The 24631-nt window shown below is 38.6% G+C and carries 21 protein-coding genes, 1 other RNA gene and 1 pseudogene; 13 read left to right on the top strand and 10 right to left on the bottom strand.

What is annotated here, in order from left to right:
- Nucleotides 1-46 precede the first annotated feature (46 nt).
- The 5 genes from ND811_RS17820 to ND811_RS17800 form a co-directional block, all read right to left on the bottom strand.
- Nucleotides 47-1042, bottom strand: coding sequence for a hypothetical protein (locus ND811_RS17820; RefSeq protein ID WP_238777602.1), 996 nt, complete (start codon nt 1040-1042; stop codon nt 47-49).
- Entirely contained in the window at nt 1039-3381 is a 2343-nt protein-coding gene (locus tag ND811_RS17815; protein WP_265353334.1) for a tetratricopeptide repeat protein, read from the bottom strand. Before ND811_RS17815 ends, ND811_RS17820 begins: the two co-directional genes overlap by 4 nt.
- A gap of 97 nt (nt 3382-3478) precedes the next feature.
- On the bottom strand, nt 3479-4873 hold the full coding sequence (gene flgE / locus ND811_RS17810) for a flagellar hook protein FlgE (RefSeq protein ID WP_135743527.1): 1395 nt from the start codon (nt 4871-4873) through the stop codon (nt 3479-3481).
- 38 nt (nt 4874-4911) lie between these two features.
- Complete coding sequence (locus ND811_RS17805) at nt 4912-5487, bottom strand: flagellar hook capping FlgD N-terminal domain-containing protein (protein WP_238777599.1); 576 nt, start codon at nt 5485-5487, stop codon at nt 4912-4914.
- A 33-nt stretch (nt 5488-5520) separates the two neighbouring features.
- Nucleotides 5521-7158 carry a flagellar hook-length control protein FliK gene (locus tag ND811_RS17800; protein WP_265353333.1) on the bottom strand — a complete coding sequence of 546 codons (1638 nt, stop codon included), beginning with the start codon at nt 7156-7158 and terminating at the stop codon, nt 5521-5523.
- 179 nt (nt 7159-7337) lie between these two features.
- Between ND811_RS17800 and ND811_RS17795 the strand changes: the two genes are divergently transcribed.
- The 9 genes from ND811_RS17795 (at nt 7338) to ND811_RS17755 (ending at nt 16058) form a co-directional block, all read left to right on the top strand.
- Nucleotides 7338-8375 (top strand): sulfate ABC transporter substrate-binding protein, encoded by a 1038-nt coding sequence (locus ND811_RS17795; protein ID WP_322113236.1) that lies wholly within the window; start codon nt 7338-7340, stop codon nt 8373-8375.
- Between the two features lie 3 nt (nt 8376-8378).
- Nucleotides 8379-9206, top strand: a complete 828-nt coding sequence (gene cysT, locus ND811_RS17790) for a sulfate ABC transporter permease subunit CysT (protein ID WP_135743523.1) — start codon at nt 8379-8381, stop codon at nt 9204-9206.
- Nucleotides 9203-10018 (top strand): sulfate ABC transporter permease subunit CysW, encoded by an 816-nt coding sequence (gene cysW / locus ND811_RS17785; protein ID WP_265353332.1) that lies wholly within the window; start codon nt 9203-9205, stop codon nt 10016-10018. The genes cysT and cysW overlap by 4 nt, the downstream gene beginning before the upstream one ends.
- Complete coding sequence (locus ND811_RS17780) at nt 10008-11072, top strand: sulfate/molybdate ABC transporter ATP-binding protein (RefSeq protein WP_265353331.1); 1065 nt, start codon at nt 10008-10010, stop codon at nt 11070-11072. Before cysW ends, ND811_RS17780 begins: the two co-directional genes overlap by 11 nt.
- A 67-nt stretch (nt 11073-11139) precedes the next feature.
- Entirely contained in the window at nt 11140-11865 is a 726-nt protein-coding gene (locus ND811_RS17775; protein ID WP_265353330.1) for a phosphoadenylyl-sulfate reductase, read from the top strand.
- Nucleotides 11866-11872: 7 nt separating this feature from the next.
- Nucleotides 11873-12781 (top strand): sulfate adenylyltransferase subunit CysD, encoded by a 909-nt coding sequence (gene cysD, locus ND811_RS17770; RefSeq protein WP_265353329.1) that lies wholly within the window; start codon nt 11873-11875, stop codon nt 12779-12781.
- Entirely contained in the window at nt 12781-14013 is a 1233-nt protein-coding gene (locus ND811_RS17765; protein WP_265353328.1) for a sulfate adenylyltransferase subunit 1, read from the top strand. The genes cysD and ND811_RS17765 overlap by 1 nt, the downstream gene beginning before the upstream one ends.
- A gap of 68 nt (nt 14014-14081) precedes the next feature.
- A complete protein-coding gene (locus ND811_RS17760; protein ID WP_265353327.1) occupies nt 14082-15152 on the top strand; it encodes a TauD/TfdA family dioxygenase in 1071 nt (356 codons plus the stop codon).
- Nucleotides 15153-16058, top strand: coding sequence for a bile acid:sodium symporter family protein (locus ND811_RS17755; protein ID WP_265353326.1), 906 nt, complete (start codon nt 15153-15155; stop codon nt 16056-16058).
- Here the strand turns inward: ND811_RS17755 and ND811_RS17750 are convergent.
- Nucleotides 16055-17722: an NADPH-dependent assimilatory sulfite reductase hemoprotein subunit gene (locus tag ND811_RS17750; protein WP_265353325.1), complete on the bottom strand. Its 1668-nt coding sequence runs from the start codon at nt 17720-17722 to the stop codon at nt 16055-16057. The genes ND811_RS17755 and ND811_RS17750 overlap by 4 nt on opposite strands.
- Nucleotides 17723-17729: 7 nt before the next feature.
- A complete protein-coding gene (locus ND811_RS17745; RefSeq protein ID WP_265353324.1) occupies nt 17730-19499 on the bottom strand; it encodes a diflavin oxidoreductase in 1770 nt (589 codons plus the stop codon).
- A 165-nt stretch (nt 19500-19664) separates the two neighbouring features.
- Between ND811_RS17745 and cobA the strand changes: the two genes are divergently transcribed.
- Both cobA and ND811_RS17735 read left to right on the top strand, forming a co-directional pair.
- Complete coding sequence (gene cobA, locus ND811_RS17740; protein ID WP_265353323.1) at nt 19665-20456, top strand: uroporphyrinogen-III C-methyltransferase; 792 nt, start codon at nt 19665-19667, stop codon at nt 20454-20456.
- Nucleotides 20446-21042, top strand: coding sequence for a precorrin-2 dehydrogenase/sirohydrochlorin ferrochelatase family protein (locus ND811_RS17735; RefSeq protein ID WP_265353322.1), 597 nt, complete (start codon nt 20446-20448; stop codon nt 21040-21042). Before cobA ends, ND811_RS17735 begins: the two co-directional genes overlap by 11 nt.
- On the opposite strand, the gene ND811_RS17730 is transcribed toward ND811_RS17735, so the two are convergent.
- A complete protein-coding gene (locus tag ND811_RS17730; RefSeq protein WP_265353321.1) occupies nt 21035-21640 on the bottom strand; it encodes an LBF_1134 family protein in 606 nt (201 codons plus the stop codon). The genes ND811_RS17735 and ND811_RS17730 overlap by 8 nt on opposite strands.
- 43 nt (nt 21641-21683) lie before the next feature.
- On the opposite strand from ND811_RS17730, the pseudogene ND811_RS19650 reads away from it, so the two are divergent.
- Nucleotides 21684-22073: pseudogene (locus ND811_RS19650) on the top strand (nuclease-related domain-containing protein); the annotation flags it as partial.
- A 1151-nt stretch (nt 22074-23224) separates the two neighbouring features.
- Here ND811_RS19650 and rnpB read toward each other — a convergent pair.
- An RNA gene (gene rnpB / locus ND811_RS17725) (RNase P RNA component class A) lies at nt 23225-23574 on the bottom strand.
- Nucleotides 23575-23678: 104 nt separating this feature from the next.
- On the opposite strand from rnpB, the gene ND811_RS17720 reads away from it, so the two are divergent.
- Nucleotides 23679-24125: an LEPBI_I1174 family sigma 54-regulated protein gene (locus ND811_RS17720; RefSeq protein WP_265353320.1), complete on the top strand. Its 447-nt coding sequence runs from the start codon at nt 23679-23681 to the stop codon at nt 24123-24125.
- Nucleotides 24126-24214: 89 nt separating this feature from the next.
- Here the strand turns inward: ND811_RS17720 and msrB are convergent, their stop codons facing one another.
- Entirely contained in the window at nt 24215-24595 is a 381-nt protein-coding gene (gene msrB, locus ND811_RS17715) for a peptide-methionine (R)-S-oxide reductase MsrB (RefSeq protein ID WP_265353319.1), read from the bottom strand.
- Nucleotides 24596-24631: the final 36 nt, after the last annotated feature.

The raw sequence follows: 24631 nt of genomic DNA, 5'->3' as shown, positions 1-24631 counted from the left end.
TCGACATGAAAAAATCGACTGTCGATTGTTTTTTTACAAATGAAACTTACTTTTGTTTGCTTAAGAGGATAATCCCAAAACTAAAAGCGCCCGCCAAATAAAAACTCAAAAAATACAATGTTTGAACCCCTAACAATACATAGGGTGAGTGGACCCAGTCCTTAGGTTCTGTCAGTAAAAATGGAAGGAAAATTCCCAAAAACGATGGAAAGAGGAATGAAATCACTCCCCGTAGGCTAGGTTCTGACCAAGATAAAGAGGACAGATACGCATATAACAATCTACCAAAAATTCCAGAAAGAAAGGCTAAAGGTAAAATGATAAGGATCTCTGCTCCTAAACAGGAAGAGAAAGTTATGGCACCAATCCAAATTCCGATTTCCGATTCCGCTGTTACCGATTCTTTTTTAAATTTTGAAACCAATTGAAATCCAATATGAGATGCGATTCCATATAAAAATATGTTTGCTACTTTTGTGTAAAAACTGACTTCAAACTTCCAAGGTGACAAAATTAAAAACGCTGCTGGCAAAAAACTCAAATAAACTAACTGAACCGAATCCCCACCTAACTCAGAATTACCGTCTTTTTCAAAACGCCAAAACATTTCCCTGGACCAAATAAAAGCTCCCAGGGCAATCGAAAACGGTAAAATGAAAGTATTATCTTGGACAAGGATTATGGTTTGGAAAAATTGAATCCCAAAAAGAACACCCACCCAAAAAAGGTATAAAAACACAGATACAAAAAACCTCTGTATTGGTTTTAAAGTAAACACCCTCTCTTCTAAGGCTACATAAGATAAAAAAAGTAATAAATTACTTCTCGTGATATAACCAAAAATAGAATCCGTGTTCCAAATGTCAGAATGGATCCCCCATTTTAAAAGAGATTCCGTTATAAAAAATCCAAACCCTGTGATTGTGGTCCAATGAAAAATTAATTCTCTGCGTTTCCATTCATCAGAGATTCTTAAGATCGAATGAAATAAAAAGAAACCAGATAATATACAAAATAGAAATTCTGTTTCAAATAAATTCATAAGTTTACCTCCTCACAAACAGTAAACGGAAGTATGGAATAAGGAGGTTCTCCGTTACGATCTAAACTTTGAAAGTTATGATGAAACCCTCTGATGGATTGGTTTCCAATTAGGATAAATTTTTCTTTCCCAGCTGGTTTTAATAAAATACTTCGGTTGAAAAAATAAAGGATAGGATTGTGTTTTAGTTCTTTTCCGATATTTTGGAAATGGGGTAGGATTTTTGTATATGGCTCATAGATATCAATGGAGTTAGCTGCGCGAATGATGATGGTTTTGCCTTTTAAATTCGGTATAGGGCGATTTCTTAAAATCCAATTGTTGGGATCTGAATAAACAGTTTTAAACTCACCCACCCCATCCGCAGAAAGAATCCGAATGTTTGGAAAAGCATAAAGCCTGTCTTTTAATTCAGGTTTTACTTTCTTTAAAAACAAATCTACTTCCCCAGGTAACTCCCATAATACAACTTCCATTCCCGAAAAATGTTTAGCTACCGCAAGAGAAGTGACACCTGGATACTCTGGATGGTTTAAAGCAGGACCAATATCAAAAAATACAATTTGATTTCCTTTTTCAAATCGATTTAAGTCACCAAACAAAGTTTTGCGTAACGTTGACATTGGTTTCGAAAGAAATGCATTTGCATTTAACAAATCATCCAAAAACAAATTAGTGTCTTCCAATCTATTTTCATAGGTTCTTGCACGAATTTCTTCATCTTGGCCATTAAACAAATAACGACCTGTATATGACCTGATGGTTCTTTCTTCTAACTCCGTAAAAGAATTAGGACTGATAGGTTCCCAAGTATGAGGATAAATGGTCTTGCCAATTTCAAAACGGTCCGTGGAAGGTAATTCCACAATTTGTCCAAATGGCGACAGTCTTACGTATTGTTTGTAATACGTTTCGGTTTGTTCCAGATTGTTTCGAAGTTTAGAAAGAACCGCAAGGTTATATAGAGCATATCTATGGTAAGGTTTTTCTTCAATTCCATAGATGGATTTAGCAGTAACAAGAGATTCCCATACTGATTTTGCAACACTCCACTTTCCCGATTTATAAAGTGATGCCGCATATAGATTATAAGAATACAAAGAAATATCGTGATTGGCAAAACCTTCATTCATTATGATTTTTCTTTGGTTTTGTAACAAAGACAAGGCTGCTTCATAACGACCCAAATCATAATATACCTTTGCCAAATTAAAATCCAAATAGAGGGAATCGATTCCTCTAAATTTGTCTCGAATGGAGGAAAGTTCATAGGAACCAAGTTCTGCTTGCGAAAGGTCATACAGCAAAAGCCCGTAAAAATAAGAATTTTCTACTGAGATAGGATCAGATAGTAGACCCAAGGTTTCATAAAGTTTTCTTGCAGAAGTTAAGTAATAAACTGCCTCTTCCTTTTTTCCATCCAATACTAAAGACTTTCCAATTAAAGAAAGGATATCAGCATAATCACTATGGAAAACCGATTTCAGAAGTTCTCTTTCTTTTCTGGCAGCGGCCGCATATTCAATGGTTTTGCCGAATTCTTTTATTGCGAAATAAAACTCCGCAATATTCTTTGCTACATAGAACTTTGTGTAGGCGGATAAAGTAGAATTTCCTCCCACATTTCGCCAAATTTCTTTTAACGAATCCTCGGTTCTTTTTTCTAAACTTAACTTAATTTTGATAAATTGTAAATACTCAGAAGGAAACTCCAGAGATTTGAATAGAGAGTTTTTTTCTTCCAACGTAAAGTTAGGATCATACTCCGATAACCTAACAAATTCAGACTCAGAAAGGAACTCCTCTTCGGAAGGAAATTTCCATTCGGGGCTATGTTTGATCAAACGATGCAATCGAATGGTTTCATCCAAAAGATGAGAGAGCGATTTATAAATAACAGAAACTAGTTTCCCTCGTTCTTCATAGGGAACTAAAAAAGGTTTACCAGAATATGTGGATTTTTGTTCCACTGAACTTAAACGAGGAGTGAATTCGATCCCGTTTTCTTTCCACTCAAATGCCCCAAATAAAACAAAATTTGATCTTTGTTTTTTAGCCTCAGAGAGTGAATTGTCTTTTCCAAGATAAACGGCTCTCGTAACTTTTTGAAATTCAAAGTCAATGAGTTCAGAAAGAATCCTTGTGGTTTTGGAATCTGATTCTTTTCCAATAATCTCCCAGTCACCTAAACTAAAAAAGGAAACTGTTTCAGGGGAATCGTAAGTTATAGGTAAAGTCTCTTTTTTGATCGCATTGCGAATTGAATAGTATAACGGAGCATAGGCGATAAATGCCAGAAGGATAAAGGTGAGGAGGGTATTTTTTTGAAAGCGGGACAAGTTTCGTTAATTCTAAAAAGTTTGGTTTGACCTATTTTTCTTAGAATTTTGCAGAACTCAAGGAAAAAACGGGGTTTCCCCCGTTAGGAATCCATTCTTATCGTTTGAGACCTAGAACTTCCTGGATCATCTGGTCAGATGTCACAATGGTTCGGGAGTTGGCTTGGAATCCCCTTTGGGTTACGATCATATCCGTAAACTGGTCAGAAAGGTCCACGTTTGACATCTCAAGGAGTCCCGCATTGATTTTTCCGCGACCTTGGCTTCCTGCTTCCCCAATGTTTGCATCCCCAGAGTTCAGAGAGTAACTATACATTGTATCCCCTTCTTTATTGAGACCGGCAGGGTTTGTAAAGTTGGCAAGAGCGATCCTTGCGAGTGGTTGGCGCACTCCATTGGAAAATACTCCCGTCACAGTTCCTGTGTTATCGATGGAAAAAGATTCCATATATCCCATTGGGTATCCGTCTTGTTTCACAGCCTTGGTTGTAAAATCAGAAGAGAACTGAGTGATTCCACCCACAAGACCTGCTTCTCCCAAATTCAAACTGAATTTTTGTGCCGTTGGGTTTCCGGGAATGCGAAAAGAAATATCTGCTTTGAGTTTTCCTGTGGTTTGCGAGTCCACTCCATCAGAAACAGAAATGATTTTTCCATCGGGAGTAAAGGATACTTCGAGCTCTTGGTTTCCAGAAACTTGTGTGTTTTCTCCACCTGTTCCGCTGACATCCACAGAAACTTGGCTTGCGTCTTCCAATTTGAAACGCATTTTCCATACGTTCTCTCTCATTTTGTAAAACTCAACACCCATTTGGCGAGTGTTTCCGAGTTCATCATATACATTAATGGATGTTACATGGCCTCTTCTTTGACGAGGATCTGGATCATTGATATAACGTTGGATGTCTTCTTCTGTTGCATCAGAGGGAACTGCCGCAACACTTGCATTAAGGTTGGATTGAAAGTCTACGTTTTGAGTCGCACGAGCAGGTTCTTTGGAGTAAAGAGGAATCATGATGTCTTCCAAAGATCCGGCGGAGTTGATGTATTTATTTCCACTATCATCCAAACGAGAATTCCAACCTTGTACTTTTAATCCGTTGGCAGGGTTTACATAAAATCCGTTTTTATCTACGTTGAAAGCACCGGCACGAGTATAAAATTGTTTGTCTCCGTCTTTCACAACAAAGAAACCTTCACCAGAGACGGCAACATCAGTATTTTTTCCTGTAGTTTGCAAAGCACCTTGGGTCATAATTTTATCGATAGCAGCGATGAGGGAACCAAGACCGACTTGTTTCGGGTTTGTTCCCCCGATCCTTTCGTTTGGTTCTGACGCACCTTGTAACTCTTGCGAGATCATATCTTGGAAGGTAACTCGCTCCGTTTTAAAACCGTGTGTGTTCACGTTGGAGATGTTGTTACCAATAACATCCATTCTTACTTGGTGGTTTTTCAATCCGGAAACTCCGGAGTAAAGTGATCTCATCATAACGTTATATCCTCTCTTTTTCTATCGACCATTTTTGATTAATCCTGATAAGCTTCTTGTTTTTTTAATGTATTATTCGGAACTTCAGTATGACGTTGGAATTCTGGTTCTGCTTTGAGTAGTGATGGATCAGAAATCAAATTGATTTTTGCAACATCAAGCATTCTTCCATTCACACGCACATAAGTTTTCCCTTCATTGTCAAACATGATGGCACCCGCAAGTCCTGTCACATCTTCACCAGTAACTAAGTCTGGTCCCGAAACAATTTTTCCAACTACCGAATAACTTTGTTTAGATTCCATTCTGGCAATCCCAGAAGAAATATTTTTCATCTGTTCGAGAGATGAAAACTGCGCCATTTGTGCGATAAAGTCTTTATCTTGCACTGGGTTTGTTGGGTCTTGGTGAGAAAGTTGCGTGAGAAGGAGTTTTAAAAAATCATCCTTTCCTAGTTCCTTTTGTTTCTCACGAATTTCGATTCCTTTAAGCCCACTAGTTTCTTCTTTTTCTAACTGATCCAAATGTTTACGAATATTAAAGGTTCTATCACCTTCAAAGTATTTGGTTCTAGCTGAATTTTGTGTAGATATATCTTGCATTCCGTCTGGCATGGGGTCCTCTATTTTTCTATATTTCCTAATGATTTATGCAAAAAACTCATATGCTTTCGTTTCTTCAAAAACAGGTGAATTTAGTAAGTCTAAAGATTCATCTAAACCTAAATTGTTTTCAGTATTACGGAACTTGGCAGCATCCACCATTGTTTGGTAGAGTTCATTTTGTTCTCTTCGATCAGTAAGGCCACTTCCATCATCCCATAAATCAACGATGAGCGCCTGTAAGTCGAGACCAGATTCTTTTAAGTTTTCTTTAATAGTTTGGATTTCGTTTTGAAGAGACTTCTGAAGTTCTTCCGATTCCACAAGGATTCTGCCTTCCACTTTATCCCCATCTACAGTGACTTTCAAGGTAAGCCGACCATACTCTTTTGGATTCATGATGATTTCGGCACTTGACTTACCATTTTGAACAATATCAAACCGAGCTTGTTTGATAAGTTCATCAATGTTTTGTTTGAGGTTTGTTTCTTTAGGTTTTGCCTGTTTTTCTAAAGAACGAATGTCTTCTGTTTTTTGCATTGATTTAGATTCGAAAGAACTCAATGAAAAACCTTGTTTAGAGCCACGTTCTTCAAAAGAACGGCCACCCTCTTCTCCCGATTTAGAGGATGAGGAATTTTGAATATTAGGAATAAACGAAGCTTCTGTCTGTTTTTGTTTTTCAGAAGGAGTGTGTACTTTAGAATCTTGTTTTTGAAACTCTTTATCTTTGACACCAAGAGAACGAATCATTTTATCTGAGTTTACTGTTTGGCTCGACTTTTCTTGTTCGGAGGAAATCTCTCCAGTTTCAGATCCGTTTTTAGTTTGTTTGTTTGTTTTTATTTTTCCGTCAACTTTACGAACAGAATGTTCCGTCAGAATTTCTTTTCCTTCGACTTTTACTTCTTTCCCTTTGGCAAAAACAAAATCAGAAACAACGGAACCGGTATGAATGGATTCTTTTTTCACACCTACAGATTCTAACTTTTCGTTTGTCTTTTTATTTTCTAAGGATTTTTTTTCCGCTTTAGGAAAGAGAACTAAATTAGAATCTTTTTCCAAATTAATTTGTGATTTAATGGAATTTGGTTCGTTTGGTTTGGATCCTTTTTCTGTTTGAAAAAAGCTCATTGCAAGTTTTTTTGCTTCATCAATAAAAGCGGTTCCCTCTTTAGGAGAATAGGATGTGGTTTTTTCTGCAGATTTCTGTAAGGAAAGTAAAACTGTTTTTTCCTTAACTGTCATCTCATTCAATTGGTTGGCAGGAACTAAAGTCCGGTCCCAATCTGCATGAGTTGCAACAAGTCCAAGGCTATATTCCAAAGCATCGCGGTCTAAATCTTCTTCTTCCTCAGTCTCTTCGGATTCTTCAATAGAAGCAGATTCTTTAGAAACGGTTTTATCATTTTGCGATTCAGATACAGAATTTAATTCTTGTTTTGTGGTCCCTTCATGTGAAGATACTTCTGCAGAGGAAGATTCTTCTTTCTCTCTCCCAATGGTTTTGTATTCAGAGCCAGTTTGTTTTTTTTCGGTGTGCACCTGAAACTCGCGTTCCAAAATTTCTCCAAAACTTTCCCGCACTGCCGCTGCATGGTTTTCGAAACCGGTGGGCAGGGAAGACTTCCCTTCAACTTTCGGGAATGGAATTACGTTTTGGTTTGGGGCTTTTACGTTCATAGGGTGCCTTCTCCCTTAAGGATCGAACTTCCCCAGATAACCTTTAGAGAATTATCTTCTTCCTTTTCCGGTTTATGTCGGAAAGGCCAAATCAGAGAGTTTTACGAAATAAATTTCGCTTGACAAATATCCGCTAAATTGGAGGATGATTCTGATTTATTAAACAAAAGGGCACAAAAATGAAAAAGTTTACCCGTATTTCGAACCTAAATTCAAAAATTTCTGCCATATTGTGCATTTTCTTGGGTGTGATGAGTTTCTCCACACTCGCAAGTGAAGGCACTTTCCTCCATGTGTCCTTTGACCCCACAAGAGAATTGTATGAGGAAATCAATAAAGCTTTCTTAAAAGAATGGAAAAACAAAAAAGGAAACGATTTTGCCATCCAACAATCCCACGGCGGATCCGGGAAACAAGCACGTGCGGTCATTGATGGACTGGATGCTGATGTTGTGAGTCTTGCGCTTTCCTACGATATTGACAGCATCTCCACCAAATCAGGGTTAATTGATGCGAATTGGCAAAAAAAACTCCCTAACAATAGTGTTCCCTACTACTCAACCATCGTATTTTTAGTACGTAAATCCAATCCAAAAAAAATCAAAGATTGGGACGACATCGTAAAACCTGGAGTTTCGATCATCACACCTAACCCAAAAACCAGCGGTGGTGCTCGTTGGAATTATTTGGCCGCTTATGGATTTGCCAAACGTAAATACAAATCGGATGAAAAAGCAACCGAGTTTATCAAGGCACTTTTCAAAAATACATCGGTTCTTGATACAGGAGCTCGCGGATCCACAACTACCTTTGTCCAAAGAGGGATTGGTGATGTACTCATCACTTGGGAAAATGAAGCCAAACTATCTTTAGATGAAGAAAAAAGGTCAGGTAAAAACACTTTAGAAGTAGTATATCCATCTGAATCGATTAAAGCGGAAACTCCCGTGGCTGTTGTTACCAAAACTGCGACTGAAAAAGGCAATTTGGAAAAAGCTACAGCTTATTTAGAGTTTCTTTATAGCAAAGAAGGACAATCCATCATCGCAAAACATTTTTTTAGACCAACGGATGCCGCAGTATCAAAAGCTTCTGCAAAAGAATTTCCCAATATAAAATTATTTTCCCTATCCGATTTAGGGGAAACTTGGGATTCTGCACAGAAAAAACATTTTGCAGATGCAGGTGTCTTTGATGCCATCTACAAAACTAAGTAAAATATGCTTATAGAAACACGGCCGTATAAAAAATTACATTTTGGAATCAGTTTAGGGCTGACTGTTTTTTATTCGTCCGCTGTTGTCGTCATTCCGCTTCTAGGACTTTTTTTCCATTCTCTTGGGATTGGAGTTTCAGGAATTCTAGAAGTGTTTGCAGATGAAAGAATTCGTTCCGCACTCTTTTTAAGTTTCAGTGTGGGTTTTATTTCTGCCCTCATCAATCTCTTTGTTGGATTTTTATTTGCTTGGGTTTTAGTCCGTTACAACTTTCCTTTTAAAAAATTGCTAGATACCTTAATCGACTTACCGTTTACCTTACCGACTGCTGTGGCAGGAATTGCTCTCACGACTATTTATTCACAAAATGGAATCATCGGATCTTTTTTTGACAAGTGGGGAATTAAAATTGCCTATACACCGATCGGGATTGTAATCGCTCTTGTTTTTATTGGATTTCCATTTGTGGTACGAACTGTCCAACCTGTGATTGAAGAATTACCAAAGGAATTAGAGGAAAGTGCCCGTTGTCTTGGTGCTACCCCCTTCCAAACTTTTTATAAAGTTTTACTTCCCGAACTTTGGCCTTCCCTTCTTGCAGGAACAGGAATGGCTTTTGCTCGGAGTATCGGGGAATACGGGTCTGTTGTTTTTATTTCAGGAAACATCCCTGGAAAAACAGAAATTCTTCCCCTTCTCATTGTCACCAAACTCGAACAATACGAATACGAAAAAGCAACTTCCATTGCACTTGTAATGTTACTCACATCTTTTGTTTTTATGTTTCTTATCAATTTACTCCAAGAACGGGCATCGAAAAAATTATCATGAAAATCAAAATTTTGCCCATTTTCTTAGTGTTTTTGGCTTATTGTTTTGCAGGGATCATTCTCATATTACCCATATACACTGTGTTTTCCGAAGCATTTTCCGAAGGGTATACAAAGTATATCGAATCCATTACCGGCGAATATGCCCTTTATGCGATTGGACTTACCGTTAAAGTATCAGTTGTCTCTGTCATTTTAAATACAATCTTTGGTGTAACTGCTGCCTTTACCATCACTAGGTTTCAATTCCCTGGGAAAAATATTTTAGTCACCATCATTGATTCTCCCTTTGCCGTTTCTCCTGTGGTTTCGGGGCTCATCTTTTTATTGTTATTCGGAAGGCAAGGTTACTTTGGAGAATTTCTTTCCACACATGGAATCAAAATAGTTTTTAATACACCTGGCCTTATCCTTGCCACAGTATTCATTACTTTCCCATTTGTAGCCCGGGAACTAGTTCCCTTAATGCAAAGCCAAGGAAGAGAAGAAGAGGAAGCAGGAATGTTACTGGGTGCTAGTTTTTTCCAACTCCTCAGACGAGTCATTCTCCCCAATATCAAATGGGGTTTGTTATACGGGATCATCCTTTGTAATGCAAGGGCTATGGGTGAGTTTGGAGCGGTTTCTGTCTTAAGTGGGCATATCCGTGGAAAAACAACTACTCTTCCTCTCCACATTGAAATGTTATACAATGAGTTTGATTCCGTGGGTGCCTTTTCCTGTGCCACCTTACTCGTGTTTCTCTCTCTTCTCACACTGATCTTTAAATTGATTTTGGAAAAACGAACTGCGAGTAAGAACCATGCCAATTGAAATTAATCATGTCAATAAAACCTTTGGGTCGTTCACCGCTCTAAGAGATGTAAACCTTACGATCCCTGACGGAGAACTCGTAGCCCTCCTTGGACCCTCTGGATCTGGAAAAACCACCTTACTTCGGATCATCGCAGGTCTCGAAGAACCATCTTCTGGAAAGGTGGAGTTTGTAGGCGAAAACCTTTCCACATCCAAAATCCAAAATGGCGAAGTGGGATTTGTTTTCCAACATTATGCTCTCTTTCGCCACATGACCATTGCGGAAAACATAGCCTTTGGATTAGAAGTGAGACCAAAAAATCTGCGACCTTCTAAAAAAGAAATTCAGGAAAAAGTTTCGAAACTCCTCACCCTCATCCAATTAGAAAAATTCCATAACCGTTACCCTCACGAATTGTCCGGAGGCCAACGCCAACGAGTGGCCCTAGCCCGTGCCCTTGCGATCGAACCAAAATTTTTATTACTGGATGAACCTTTCGGTGCCCTTGATGCCAAAGTGAGAAAGGAATTAAGAAACTGGTTACGTCGTCTCCATGATGAAATTCACATAACAAGCGTTTTTGTCACTCATGACCAAGAAGAAGCATTGGAAGTCAGTGACCGTGTAGTTATCTTAAATCATGGCCAATTAGAACAAGTGGGAAGCCCTGACGAAGTCTACAACAAACCCAAGTCTCCCTTTGTGTTTCATTTCCTTGGAGATGTGAATCTCTTTCATGGAAGGATCGAAGAAGGAAAAACAAAAATTGGAAATTTAGCCCTCGATAGCACAGAACACCAAGATGTAAAAGAATCGGTGGCCGTAGCCTATGTTCGTCCTTACGACGTGGAAATCGTTCGGGAATCTGACCAAGGGATCGCTGCCGAAATCCAATACATCCATTCCACGGGAAGGAATGTGCGGGTGGAGCTAAAACGAGTCGACACGGGAACTCTCATCGAATCAGTACTCGAACAGGAAACCTACCGTCTTTTGAACCTTTTGCCTGGAGAGACGGTCTATTTGAGGATTAAAAAAGCAAAAGTTTACGTAGAAGACTTCTCTATCTAATATTTTCCGCTAATATAGTTTACAAATCGTCCAATATACAAAACATTGGACGGTAGGATTGGAAAAAATGGGAAATTTGGAAGTTTTGACAGAAACCTATACCACCCTCTCCCTGGAACAGGGATTACGGCAACTCAGTCTGGATTTTCCTGGAAAAGTTGTCTTCACTACAAGTTTTGGCCTGGAAGACCAAGCCATCACTCATGCCATTCTAACAAACCAAATCGAAATTCGGATTGCGACATTGGACACGGGGCGCCTCTTCCAAGAAACTTATGATGTTTGGCAAAAAACAAACGTTCGTTATGGGGCAAAAATTGAAGCCTTTTATCCAAATGAAAAAGAAATCCAAAACTTTGTGGAACAGAATGGTCCCAATGCCTTTTATGATTCCCAAGATTTAAGAAAGGAATGTTGTCGTATCCGAAAACTTGTTCCTCTTGATGCTATTTTAAAAGGCGCAGAAGTTTGGGTGACAGGTCTACGAAAAGACCAATCAGGATTTAGAACCGAAATGTCAATTTTCGAATCAGATCCCCAAAGAAATTTAATCAAATACCAACCACTACTTTTATGGTCCTTTGAAGATACTTGGAAGTATATCAGAGAACATAATGTACCATACAATATCTTACACGACAAAGGTTTTCCAAGCATTGGTTGTGCTCCTTGTACCAGAGCCATTGAACCGGGAGAAGATTTCCGTGCTGGCCGATGGTGGTGGGAACAAGAATCTAAAAAAGAGTGCGGTTTACACTGGGTAGATGGCAAACTCACACCGAAAAAAGGATAATACCAATATGACCGATTTGCATCGACTTTCCCATCTAGACCAACTAGAATCGGAAGCCATTTATATTTTAAGAGAAGTAGCAGCACAATTCGAAAGACCTGCCCTTCTGTTTTCAGGAGGAAAGGATTCCATTTGTTTAGTGCATTTAGCATTAAAAGCCTTTCGACCTGGAAAATTTCCTTTTCCTCTGGTTCACATCGACACAGGGCATAACTTTGATGAGGCGCTTAAATTCAGAGATGATTTAGCAGAAAAAACTGGTGAAAAACTGATTGTTCGTTATGTGCAAGATTCCATCGACCAAGGAAAAGCTGTCGAAGAAAAAGGAAAGTTTCCTAGTCGTAATGCCATCCAAGCAGTGACACTACTCGATACGATTGCAGAGTTTAAGTTTGATGCTTGTATTGGTGGGGCTCGTCGGGATGAGGAAAAAGCCCGTGCTAAAGAAAGAATTTTTTCTGTAAGAGATGAGTTTGGATCTTGGGACCCAAAACTCCAACGCCCAGAACTTTGGAATATTTATAATGGGAAAATCCATATTGGAGAAAACGTTCGAGTGTTCCCAATTAGCAATTGGACCGAACTTGATGTTTGGGAATACATTCGAAAAGAAAATATTGAACTCCCTTCTTTATATTTTTCTCACAGGAGAGAAATAGTATGGCGAGAAGACTTAGTATTTCCAGTATCAAAGTTCATCTCCTTAGACAATACAGACAAAGTAGAAACAAGAACCGTTCGTTTCCGAACTGTGGGAGATATGACTTGTACGGCGGCCGTAGAATCAGAAGCCAATACAATTGATGATATCATTCGTGAAATTCAAATTTCGAGAACGACAGAAAGAGGATCTCGATTGGATGACAAACGTTCCGAAGCAGCAATGGAAGATAGAAAAAAAGGCGGATACTTTTAATGGATATTTTACGTTTTATCACAGCAGGTAGTGTGGATGATGGAAAATCAACGCTCATTGGAAGATTGTTATATGATAGTAAATCCATTTTCCAAGACCAACTAGAAGCTATCGAAAAAGCAGGACAGGTCAATGGTCAAATCAACCTAGCCCTTCTCACGGATGGGTTAAAAGCAGAAAGAGAACAAGGGATCACCATCGATGTTGCTTACAAATATTTTTCAACACCGAAAAGAAAGTTTATTATAGCCGATGCACCGGGGCACGTCCAATACACAAGAAATATGGTGACTGGTGCTTCTAACTCTGATCTTGCGATCATTTTAATTGATGCTAGAAAAGGAGTCATCGAACAAACATACCGCCACTCCTATATTGTATCTCTCCTTCGAATTCCTTATGTCGTAGTTTGTGTCAATAAAATGGACTTAGTCGATTTTTCTGAAGATGTGTTTTTAAATATCCAAAAACAATATTTAGAATTTGCCAAGGACTTAGATTTAAAATCCATTCACTTCCTTCCCATTTCAGCACTGAATGGAGACAACGTCGTAGATCTATCAACCTCTATGCCTTGGTGGAAAGGTAATTCGCTCCTTGGATTTTTAGAAGAAATTGAAATTCATACAGAAGAAGAATCACCTGCCCCAAGATTTCCTGTGCAAAATGTAATTCGTCCTCAAACGGCAGAATACCATGATTACAGAGGTTATGCGGGACAAATTCGTAGCGGCCATTTCACCGTAGGTGATTCTATAACAGTTTTACCCAGTGGCCTAAATTCAAAAATCAAAGCAATTGATACTTATGCTGGTTCAATCCAAACAGCTTACGCACCGATGTCAGTAACCATTCGCTTGGAGGATGAAATTGATGTGAGTCGTGGGGACATGTTAGTAGTCAGTGGCAAGGAGCCGACCAGTTCCCAAGATTTAGAAGCTCATATTTGTTGGATGGACCAAAAGGCAATGACTCCAGGTTCGAAGTATTTACTCCGCCAAACGACCAATGCTGTCAAAGCATCCATTCGTTCTTTGGAATACCGAGTGGAAACAAGTACACATGAAAAGAAAATACAAGATAGCCTAGCCTTAAATGAAATTGGAAAAGTGACCATCCGAACAGCTAAACCCGTGGCCTATGACCCTTATTCCAAAATTAGGGGAACCGGAAGTTTCATTTTAGTGGACGAAGGTACTAACCAAACAGTAGCGGCCGGCATGTTATTGTAGAAATTTAGTTCAATATAGTAGATTTTTTCTTGATTTAATACTGCCGGTTTCGCTAAAGTGACAGTATTATGACTCAATCTACCGCTACCCAAACAAAATGGATCCGCAAATCATTTATCGGGGAGACAAAACTCCCTGTCGTTTACGAACCAAAGGAAGAGAGAGAAGTTCAAGATTTATTCGATTGGGTCAGGCAAAACCAGAAAGAATGGAGAGAGGACCTAAAGACTTATGGGGCCATTCTATTTCGTGGTTTTCCTATTCATGAAGCAACCGACTTCCAATCCATCCTCTTTGCAACTGGGGAAAAAAAACTCGGTGAATTTTATTTAGGAACTTCTCCCAGAGACCAGGTCGTCAAACATGTGTTTACTGCAAGTGAACTCCCTCCCCACTACCCCATCATGCAACATGCAGAGATGAGTTTTCTTGATCATCCACCGAAACTTTTATTTTTTTATGCGGAAAAAGCCTCCGAAACGGGTGGTGAAACTCCTCTCACCGATCTTCGTGAAATTTATAAAGAGATAAATCCAAAGATCAGAGAAAAAATAGAGAAACACGGGATTCGTTATAGAAGACGTTATGATGGTCCATCCAAAAAAGCAAGGTTCTCTTTATGGAAAACAAAACGTTGGGATGAAATGTTTGGAACCACAGACTTAGAAGAAGTAAAAAAGATATCAAAGCAAAATAGATTTCATCTAGATTGGTTTGGAAAAGACTCCTTAACCATTACCAATGAACAATCGGGATTTCGAATTCATCCAGAAACAAAAACCATTGCATGGCATAACCATTCCCAAACTTTTCATTACCAAGCAGCTGTTAGTGAAGTATGGAAAATATTCAAAAAACAAAAAACAATTCGTTCTCTTGGTGTAGCACTTCTACTCACTCTTTTAACAACCATCAAACGAATTTCTGGATCAGAATCTCACGATGTTCATGTGACTTATGGAAATGGAGAAGAAATTTCGGCCAAAGAAATGAAATCTATATCCGATGTATTTTGGAAACATTTAGTGGCCATTCCTTGGCAAACGGGAGATGTACTCATCATTGACAACTTATCCGTTTCTCATGGAAGGCTTCCCTTCACTGGGCCAAGAAGAATCCTTGTAGGATGGTCTGATTAAATGGATATCAATTCAGTTCGTCTCAACTTTAACAAAGATTCAGTCTATTTAATCAATGCCCTGGTTGGTTTTATTATGTTTGGAATTTCCTTGGAATTAAAACTCCAAGACTTCAAACTACTTTTACGTTACCCTAAACCGGCGTTTGTTGGTCTATTTAGCCAATACATATTGTTACCAGTTGCCACCCTTCTCATCATTTGGGTGATAAACCCACACCCAGGCCTTGCTCTTGGAATGGTGCTTGTGGCAGCATGTCCTGGCGGGAATATGTCTAACTTTTTCACACATTTGGCAAAAGGAAACTTAGCGCTTTCTGTGAGTCTGACAACGTTTTCTTCTGCATTTGCTTTTATTCTGACTCCTATTGGATTTTTCTTTTGGGGGAATTTACTTCCCGTCACAAGAGAATACCTTAAGTCAATCTCAGTAAGCCCTTATGAAATTTTGGTTTCCATCACCGTGCTCCTGATTGTCCCACTGATAATAGGAATTCTATTCCAAAAACTATTTCCCAAATTAACTCATACAGTGAAACGAGTTGTGCAAAGGATTTCCATTTTACTACTCGCTTTCTTTATCGTGGGTGCTCTTGCAACTAACTGGAAATTTTTTAAAGAATACATCCACCTTCTCTTTGGTCTTGTATTCGTGATGAACCTTGCTGGACTTTCTCTTGGATACTATTTGGCCAAAATCTTCCGATTACCGCTCAGTGATCGGAAAACTGTAGCGATAGAAACTGGAATTCAAAACTCAAGTCTTGGTCTTGCTATTGTTTTTAGTTTCTTTGATGGCCTCGGTGGAATGGCTATGATTTGTGCACGGTGGGGAATTTGGCACCTGATTGCCGGTGCCACCATTGCTACTTATTGGAACAAGAGTTCGAAAGGATTGGAATCTTAATTTAAGATTCCAATTCGATTGATATAATCTCCAAAAGATTCTTTGGAATTTCTTTCTTTCGAGAACCTTCCAAAGAGTCCATCAAGTTCTGATAAAATACCTGCTTCGTCTAAATCTTCTTTATATTTACGATTGAGTCGGTATCCTTCCGCATCCGCACCTAAGTGTAGATTGTATTTTCCGTAAGAAGTTCCCACAAGGCCAATCTCTGAAATATATGGCCTTGCACATCCATTCGGACAACCAGTCATCCTGATGGAAACAGGTTCCTCTGCCAACCCATGTTTTCCAAGGATAGGTTCAATTTTATCAATGAGACTAGGAAGGTATCTTTGCCCTTCCGCCAATGCCAAAGAACAAGTATTAAGCGCAACACAAGCAATTGAATTTTTTCGAATCGGTGAAACTTCCGCCGTTTTACGATGAACTCCAAATTTTACAAGTATGGACTCAATGAGATCTTTATCCTTTGGAAATATATCAGATAAAATAAGATTTTGATTACAAGTAAAACGAAATGTAGCTCTTCGTGTTTTAGAAACTTCCAAAAGTGCTGTTTTTAAATTATAACCATGTTCATCACAAACGCGGCCGTTCTCCACAAATACAGTATAATGCCAGTTACCTGCCGCGTCTTGTTTCCAACCAAAATCATCGGATCTTTGTGTGAACTGATAATCTTTTGCAGGTTCAAAACTGATACCGACTCGTTTTTCGACTTCCCTTTTGTAGAACTCAACACCTAAACGGTCTAGAGTGTATTTTAAACGGGAAAGTTTTCGATCTTCCCTATTTCCAAAATCTCTCTGGACTGTCACGATTTCATAGACTACCTTTAGTATATCCTTTTTAGGAATAAAGCCAAACACAGTTCCCACTCGCGGGTATGTATCTGGATTTCCATGAGTGGTTCCAAGTCCCCCACCCACTGCCACGTTAAATCCGATGAGTTGTCCATTTTCAATGATAGCAATGAGGCCTATATCATTTGTGAAAAGGTCCACATCATTGTAAGGTGGGATCGCAATCGCAATTTTAAACTTACGCGGAAGGTATACATCTTTGTATAAGGGATCTTCTGGTTCTTCTTTTTCTGCCAAAAGATTTTCATCGAGCCAAATCTCATAATAAGCTCTAGTTTTTGGTAATAGTGAACGACTGATTTCGCCAGCATATCCGAATACTTCCTTGTGTAAGGGACTTGTGGCAGGGTTTGATGTACAAGTAACATTACGATTCACATCACCACAAGCCGCAATCGAATCCAAAAAAACGGAATCAAATGCTTTGATTGTCGGTTTGATTTTTGATTTTAAAATCCCATGAAGTTGTACGGTTTGTCGAGTAGTGATTTTAATGGTTCCAGTCGAGTTTTCACCAGCGACATTGTGTAAGGCTTCCCAATGTACAGGACCAATCATCCCACCAGGAATCCGTAAACGAATCATAAAGGAATACAAACGTTCTAATTTTTTTGCCGCACGTTCTTCTCGACGATCCCTGTCATCTTGTTGGTACATTCCATGAAATTTAAGTAATAGTTGGTCATCAGACCGTAAAGAACCAGTGTGTTCATCCTTTAAACTTTCAGCCAGAGTTCCTCTAAGTCCTCTGCTGAGGCGTTTTACTTTTTCTGCGAGTGTTTCTTTTTTTTGTTCTGCCATGATTACCTCAGTAAACGTCTTTAATATAACGACCGGCCTCTTCTAATTCTTTTAGATAATCAGAAGCATCTTTACCGGTATCAAATGTTCTTTCTGATAAAATTTCAATGAGTTTGCGGTCGACATCTTTACTCATTGGATCTTTTGACCCACAAAGATAAATCACTGCACCGTTTTCTATCCACTTCAGAAGTTCCATTGCATTTTCTCCCATACGATCCTGCACATATACTTTCTGTTTAGTATCTCTGGAAAAGGCAGTATTTAGTTTATGTAAAACTCCTGTATCCATAAGCTCCAAAAGTTCTGTTTGGTAATAAAAATCGGAGACAAAATTTCTTTCTCCAAAAAATAACCAATTCTTTCCATTACCCGCATTTTGTTCCCTTTCAAACAAAAAACTACGAAATGGGGCAATTCCTGTTCCTGGTCCAATCATAATAATATCTGTATCGGGGTTTGGGAGACGGAAGGAATGATTTCTCTGAATGAAAAAAGGAATAGTATCTCCCTCTTTTAAATCTGATAAAAATCCAGAACAAAAACCAGTTTTGATTCCGGTAAATGTTTCAATCTCAACTTCTGCAACGGTTAGGTGAACTTCATCTTCCCCATGAGCAGACGGACTAGAAGCAATGGAATAATACCTAGGAACAATTGGCTCTAAAATATCTACAAGTGTTTGAATCTCTAATTTAGTTTCCGATGGGTAGAGAGTTAATAAAACATCCAAATCAGTTTTGCCAGAAGGAATCTCTTTTCCAAAAAGTGTTGCATACTTTTGAATCACTCTATCTGGTAAAAAACGAATGGATACTTTTTTGCGAAATAAATCGTACGCCATCCATGTTTCCCCTTTATAAGTAAGGCGAGTTTCACGATCTACTTGTAATAAAGATAAAATACGTAAAATTTCTTCATCTCGATTGTATGCAAGAAATCCAGCACTATCCCCTGGTAAATAGTCAACAGGAACTGGTGTTTTGATTTCAATATGTCTTGTGGATTTGCTTGCTCCAATATCATTTAAAACTATATTTGTTACAACGGTTCCCTCATAAACAACCTTCCCACCTGAAGCCGGTTTCGTAACCGGATTTTGTCCAGGTTTTGTTGTTTGTGTGGTTGCTGTTTTAGAATGAGCATTGATTTTAGAGATGAGCTCACTCATCCAAGGTTTGGCAACGATCTCAAAATCTACATCACATTTACCTAAGGTTTGAATGCGTTCCGCACCCAGTCCTGCCAACAGGGAATCAACATCTTCTCCTGTTTGGCAAAAAAGTGGATAACTAGTATCACCTAACCCAAGCACGGCAAATTTAACTTTTGATAAAGAATCTTTTGTATCTTTTAAAATTTGAATAAAAGGTTTTGCTGCTTGAGGTGGTTCTCCATCTCCATGTGTGGAAACAATCACGAATAAATACTCTTCTTCTTTTAAGTCTTTGGCTTTATAAGTGTCTGTACTTTTAAGTTTTGCCGAAACCCCAAGTTCCTTTAATTTTTTAACGAGTTCTGTTCCTAGTTTTTTGGAATTTCCTGTTTCTGTTCCGTAAACCACACTGCATTGGATGGGTTGGGTTTTTAAATTTCCATGTAAAGGATCAGTTCCAGAATCAATGCTCACAGGAGGTGTGATGGATACATCCACACTACTGCCCGCAAGGCTTGGTTGGGTCAAAGCAGCCAAATAGCCCGACATCCAAACCCACTCGTCTTTGGTAGACTCCTTCAGTAATTGTAAAAATCGATTGCGTTTCTCATCGGATAACATAAAAACCTATTTTCGATTTGGATTCCAGTAAAACATCCAAAAAGTCTGATAAATTGAATCTTTTCCCAGAGTTATGCCCCGAGTAAACCAAAAAAATGGAGATTTTGTAGAAATTATTAGCCATTCACTTGACTATTTCTAGCGATATCGCAAGGTATAACAGATATGTCCTCCAATAAGACAGAACAGGGATTTGTCAGTTTTGTAAGCGGCGGCCCAGGCCCCATCGACCTTTTGACCCTTCGTGGCCGAAACCGAATCGAATCAGCAGAGGTCATTCTTTACGATGCCCTCCTCGATCCAGGATATTTAGAACTTTTTCCCGAAAACGCACAAATCCTCTACGTTGGAAAACGCGCAGGCGAACATGCCAGAACCCAAGAGGAGATCAATCATCTTCTAGTGGAATTTGCAAAAGAAGGAAAACGGGTTGTCCGTTTGAAGGGTGGCGATGCAGCTGTTTTTGGTAGGCTCGCTGAGGAAATTCAAAGTTTGGAAGTTTTGGGAATCCCCTTTGAAGTGGTTCCCGGTGTGAGTTCCGTGACCGCTGGCACAGCAGACCTAGGGATCTCGCTTACGGTTCGGGGGATTTCCAGACAGATCATCATCTTAGATGGACATACGATTTTGGAAGACGAACGCAGTTGGATGGGTATGGAAAACTTTCTTGGGACAATTGTCATTCTCATGGGAAGTAAAAAAACAAAGGAACTGGCAGAAAGATTAATTCAAAAAGGGATCAAGGATACAACTCCCATTGTACTCGCAGAAAACGTAGGGAGAGGAAATCCTACATATACGTCCTCTACTCTCGCAGAAATATCGTTAGATGGGATAACAAAACAAACTTCTGGCCCTGGAATTCTTTATGTGGGAGAAGCTTTACGCCCACTCCTAAACAGAGAAGAAAAAATGGAAAAGAAAACTCTGATTAGTCTTTTAGAAAATGAATTATAAAAAATACCCCATTTTCCTAAACCTAGAAAACAAAAATATACTTATCGTAGGTGGTGGGAATGCATGTTTGGAAAAACTTTATGGTTTAGAATTTACTGGTGCTAACCTGCAGGTGATCTCCACTGAATTTAGTGATGAGGTAAAAACTTTTTTAAACAAATATCCGAATATTTCCATAGAAAAACGAGCGGTCAGAGAAGAAGACCTTAACTTTCGGGATATTATTTTTTTAGCCACAAGTGATTCTGAAACTAACCTATACTTTCGTAAAATTGCTAAAGAAAAAGGCATTTGGGTTAACTCAGTGGATGATCCAAAAAATTGCGATTTTTATTCTTCTTCCAGTGTTTTCATCGGCCCGATTCAATTTGCTATATCTACCGATGGAAAGTTTGCAGGAGTATCTTCCACACTTCGTAAACTTTTTGAAGAAATTCTACCAGAGGAAGATTATGAGTTCATGGAAACTATTTTTGAAATGAGAAGGAATCTAAAAGAAATCCTTCCCGACCAAAAAGAAAGAAGACTCGCATTAAAAGAAATCATTCAAAACTTAAATTCAAAATATTTTCACAAATCTAATTAGAATCTGGAAATATTTGAATCGTTGTTAGTTGGTGTTCATTTAACCAAACGGAATGTAAGGGAACGTTCACAACCATCTTATCAGGACTATCCAACCTTGCTGTCCATTCCCCAGGAGTTCTCGGTTCGGCAAATTTCACCTTCCTTATCGGAAAAGGAAATTGAATTTCAAACTGAATGAATTCAACCAAAGTGTTAAACCGCAGTAAATCATCCCTGAGTTTTGCTTCAGTCAAAATAGAATCAATTTCTGTTTTGTTGATTTCTAGTGCCTTTAATAGAGGAGACGAAATACTAGTATCCACTACCAATTGGATTTCTCGAGTATTGTCTTCGGTAAATTCAATGAATCGAAATCCTGGCGGAAGGATATGCGTATAATTAGAGAATTTGTAAGCTCTTTCTTTAATGGAAATTTCTAATTCCCCCGCTGGCGCAAGACCAGAGCCAAAAAAAAGTCCCGAAGGCTTTTTGGTTATTTTTTTTTGGTATAAAACCAAATCTCCTGATAGGTCAGGACGAATCTTTATTTTAATATTCCCACCGGCACAGGCGCAAAACAATAGGCAGAAAATTACGGTTGGTGGTATCAGTTTCATATCGCCAATGGAAACACTGGTGCTCAGTTTAAAGAACTAAAAAATGCTCTATCCAAAACAGTTTCACGGAAAAGCGAAGGACGTTTCGCTCGAATCTCATTTTTACCATCGTTTTTCAAAAGAAATTCGGATCCCATGTAATATTTATTATTCCATTACCCTCATCACACCCGATGTCCCCATGAGAGAAATTGACTTCCTTGTCGTTTCCCCTTTCGGGGTCATCACCATTGAACTCAAAAACGGGAAGTGGAGAGAAAAAAAAGGGGAATGGGAGTTTTATAACGTTCGAGCCAGAGAATGGAATCCAGTTGAAGGTAAGTCCTATACAAATCCCATTGAACAAGTTCAGACACAACGTGATTTAATTCGTGAATTTTTTAAAAACCACAACCAACTCTCTGATTTATTCCCTCCAGATTATTATGATAGTGCTATTTTCTTTTTAAAAAACGACAGAAAAGAATTTCACCTTCCTAACGACAGACATCTGTATGTGTTTGGTGGTAGAGAAGTTGAGGATGATGTAGATTTAAATTCAGTTTTAGAATCGATCCTTTATCGTTATAACAGAGAACCTTTACCGGAATCTGTCTTAGTAAAAGCACATGAAATCATCAAAAAGAACTTAAATTTCTTTCAAACTTTTCGATCCGAAAAAGAAAAAGAAGAAGAGAATTTATTATTTTTTACCAAAGAACAATTCCAATTGGTGGAAGGAATTAGTAACTACTCACATAACTTGGTTTTTGGTAGCACTGGGTCAGGTAAATCGATACTGGCAGGTGAATTAGCCTTACAAAACGCACGAGCAGGAAAAAAAGTATTATTATGGCAAGGAGCCAAAGCACTATACGAAATCTGGAAAGAGGAATTAGCAAATATTCCAGAAAAAACAAATATCGATCTCATCTCCAATGTAAACGAAATCAACCATAACAATATTGATCTTCTGATTGCTGATGGAATCGAAGACATTTTAGACCAAACACCAGAAAAGGAAGTTTTTTTATATTTATCTAAGTACTTTTGGGAAAACAAAAATTGGATTCTTTTTGTTTCGAGAAGATTCAAATATTTAAATTCACCAATGTTAGAATATTGGAATTCACTTTCTGTTCATGTATGGGATATAAAACGAAATATACGCAATTCTCCAGAAATTGTAAATTTTGCAAACACACTACTTGCTGATTTTTCTGAATCGCCCATTAAAGGTAATCTCTCAGATGTACAATTTATCAAAGTTGATGAAGACCTAACAGACCAAATTCGATGGTGTTATGGTTATGCTAAAAAAGTGTTAGAAGTAGAGAATGACGAAATTGTAGTAATTTACAAATCGGAAGAGTCCATATCCCAAAATGGGCTCAAGCAGTTTTTAGATGAAAACGGGATGAGAAACTATTCTGCTAAAGAATTTGTTGGAATGGAAGAAACTTGCGGAATCATAATTGGTTATGAAAATTGGAGCCAAACAGAAACAAGAACTTCTCTGGCAGAAACAATTTTAAAAATTAGAAGTTTAGTTTGTGTCTTCTACCCACCTAACGAAGAAGAGGTGATTCAATCTATATTAAAAGAAGGTGACTCTGGCCCGTAAGCCGGATTCTGTTTTATGCGACCATTTATCTAATGCTCTCTACCCACAACCTGGCGGGACAAACTCATAACGGTTGTTTACTTGAGATTGCACATCGGAGGGTTTACCATGCCCCTATTTTTACAAATAGAGCGGTGGGCTCTTACCCCACCCTTTCACCCTTACCTACCAAGGTAGGCGGTTTGCTTTCTGTTGCACTTTCCGTCCCCTAGATCCCATTTCTGAAATCCAAAGGCCCAAGTGTTACTTGGTCCGATTGTCCCCTAGTGTCCGGACTTTCCTCCCCTTTTCCCCCAGGAGGAGAAAAAAAGGCGATCGCTCGGCCAGAGTCAGTTTCATTGGAAAGTTCGCCTCTCTACCGTCTATGAGTATTTCATTTCCTTGGCACAAATTATGCAAACTATAAGGGAACGGAGTCAGCGAGGCTAATCCTGTATGATCAAATACCAATTTGCTATACTTTTCATCATTTCTTTCGGTTTGCATGCAAATCCTATTTTGGATGAATCAGCCGATGACATCCTTAGGGCGATCCGATTGTCTCGAATCCCTTCAATCATCACCAGCTTAGAGGAAAGAGCCATTCAAAAAATGGAAACCAACGATTTACTTTCCGCAAGAGAAGATTTAAAAAAAGCCATTCAACTCAAACATGCGATTGGAATGAAAGAGTCCGAAGGCAATGCAAGCCTTCTATTACAGATCTCTAAATTAGAATCGCGATTGGGAAATCGCTGCGAAGCCAATCAGTATTCACATTTGGCAAAAAGAATTGCCCTACGTATCGGAGTAAACCTCGGTGCAGTCGCTCTAGAACGTGCTACAGTGAGCGAGACGAGAAAACCTGAAGGTTGTATTGAAGTTTCTTGGTTAAAAGAATAGAACCAAATATATTAACAATTCATAAATTTATCATGAAAGATCCAGTCTTTGTTTTTACAAACCTTCGTGGATCAATTCATTCCAATATCTTAAGATTCCTTTTCAAACTTTAAAGAAGCAGAATTCACACAATACCTTAGTCCCGTTGGTTTAGGTCCATCAGGGAAAACATGTCCGAGATGTGCCCCGCAGTTTTTACAATGGATTTCTGTTCTGACCATTCCATGACTTTGGTCCTTCTCTGTTGCTACAGCTTCTTCTCTCACTGGTTCATAATAACTTGGCCATCCACTACCGGAATCATACTTGGCACCGGAAGAAAATAATTTTTCACCACAACATACACAAAGATAGATTCCTTTTTCTTTATGTGCATAGTATTCACCAGTAAACGGACGTTCGGTGCCTTTTTCCCGAGTGACTTGGTATTGTAAGGGAGTGAGTTTTTCTTTCCAATTTTCTTCGTTCATTATAAACCAATCCTTATTAATTGAGACTAAGTTTCA

It is taken from the genome of Leptospira soteropolitanensis, from assembly GCF_026151655.1.
GTDB classification, from domain to species: Bacteria; Spirochaetota; Leptospiria; order Leptospirales; family Leptospiraceae; genus Leptospira_A; species Leptospira_A soteropolitanensis.
The sequence above is the reverse complement of the archived record's forward strand: the minus strand, read 5'-3'. Positions and strand labels throughout refer to the sequence as shown.

Bases quoted from the DNA above. Each gene is read 5' to 3' on its own strand.
- ND811_RS17820 (WP_238777602.1), bottom strand. From the start codon at position 1,042: ATGAATTTATTTGAAACAGAATTTCTATTTTGTATATTATCTGGTTTC.
- flgE (WP_135743527.1), bottom strand. From the start codon at position 4,873: ATGATGAGATCACTTTACTCCGGAGTTTCCGGATTGAAAAACCACCAA.
- ND811_RS17805 (WP_238777599.1), bottom strand. From the start codon at position 5,487: ATGCCAGACGGAATGCAAGATATATCTACACAAAATTCAGCTAGAACC.
- ND811_RS17800 (WP_265353333.1), bottom strand. From the start codon at position 7,158: ATGAACGTAAAAGCCCCAAACCAAAACGTAATTCCATTCCCGAAAGTT.
- ND811_RS17795 (WP_322113236.1), top strand. From the start codon at position 7,338: ATGAAAAAGTTTACCCGTATTTCGAACCTAAATTCAAAAATTTCTGCC.
- cysT (WP_135743523.1), top strand. From the start codon at position 8,379: ATGCTTATAGAAACACGGCCGTATAAAAAATTACATTTTGGAATCAGT.
- cysW (WP_265353332.1), top strand. From the start codon at position 9,203: ATGAAAATCAAAATTTTGCCCATTTTCTTAGTGTTTTTGGCTTATTGT.
- ND811_RS17780 (WP_265353331.1), top strand. From the start codon at position 10,008: ATGCCAATTGAAATTAATCATGTCAATAAAACCTTTGGGTCGTTCACC.
- ND811_RS17775 (WP_265353330.1), top strand. From the start codon at position 11,140: ATGGGAAATTTGGAAGTTTTGACAGAAACCTATACCACCCTCTCCCTG.
- cysD (WP_265353329.1), top strand. From the start codon at position 11,873: ATGACCGATTTGCATCGACTTTCCCATCTAGACCAACTAGAATCGGAA.
- ND811_RS17765 (WP_265353328.1), top strand. From the start codon at position 12,781: ATGGATATTTTACGTTTTATCACAGCAGGTAGTGTGGATGATGGAAAA.
- ND811_RS17760 (WP_265353327.1), top strand. From the start codon at position 14,082: ATGACTCAATCTACCGCTACCCAAACAAAATGGATCCGCAAATCATTT.
- ND811_RS17755 (WP_265353326.1), top strand. From the start codon at position 15,153: ATGGATATCAATTCAGTTCGTCTCAACTTTAACAAAGATTCAGTCTAT.
- ND811_RS17750 (WP_265353325.1), bottom strand. From the start codon at position 17,722: ATGGCAGAACAAAAAAAAGAAACACTCGCAGAAAAAGTAAAACGCCTC.
- ND811_RS17745 (WP_265353324.1), bottom strand. From the start codon at position 19,499: ATGTTATCCGATGAGAAACGCAATCGATTTTTACAATTACTGAAGGAG.
- cobA (WP_265353323.1), top strand. From the start codon at position 19,665: ATGTCCTCCAATAAGACAGAACAGGGATTTGTCAGTTTTGTAAGCGGC.
- ND811_RS17735 (WP_265353322.1), top strand. From the start codon at position 20,446: ATGAATTATAAAAAATACCCCATTTTCCTAAACCTAGAAAACAAAAAT.
- ND811_RS17730 (WP_265353321.1), bottom strand. From the start codon at position 21,640: ATGAAACTGATACCACCAACCGTAATTTTCTGCCTATTGTTTTGCGCC.
- ND811_RS17720 (WP_265353320.1), top strand. From the start codon at position 23,679: ATGATCAAATACCAATTTGCTATACTTTTCATCATTTCTTTCGGTTTG.
- msrB (WP_265353319.1), bottom strand. From the start codon at position 24,595: ATGAACGAAGAAAATTGGAAAGAAAAACTCACTCCCTTACAATACCAA.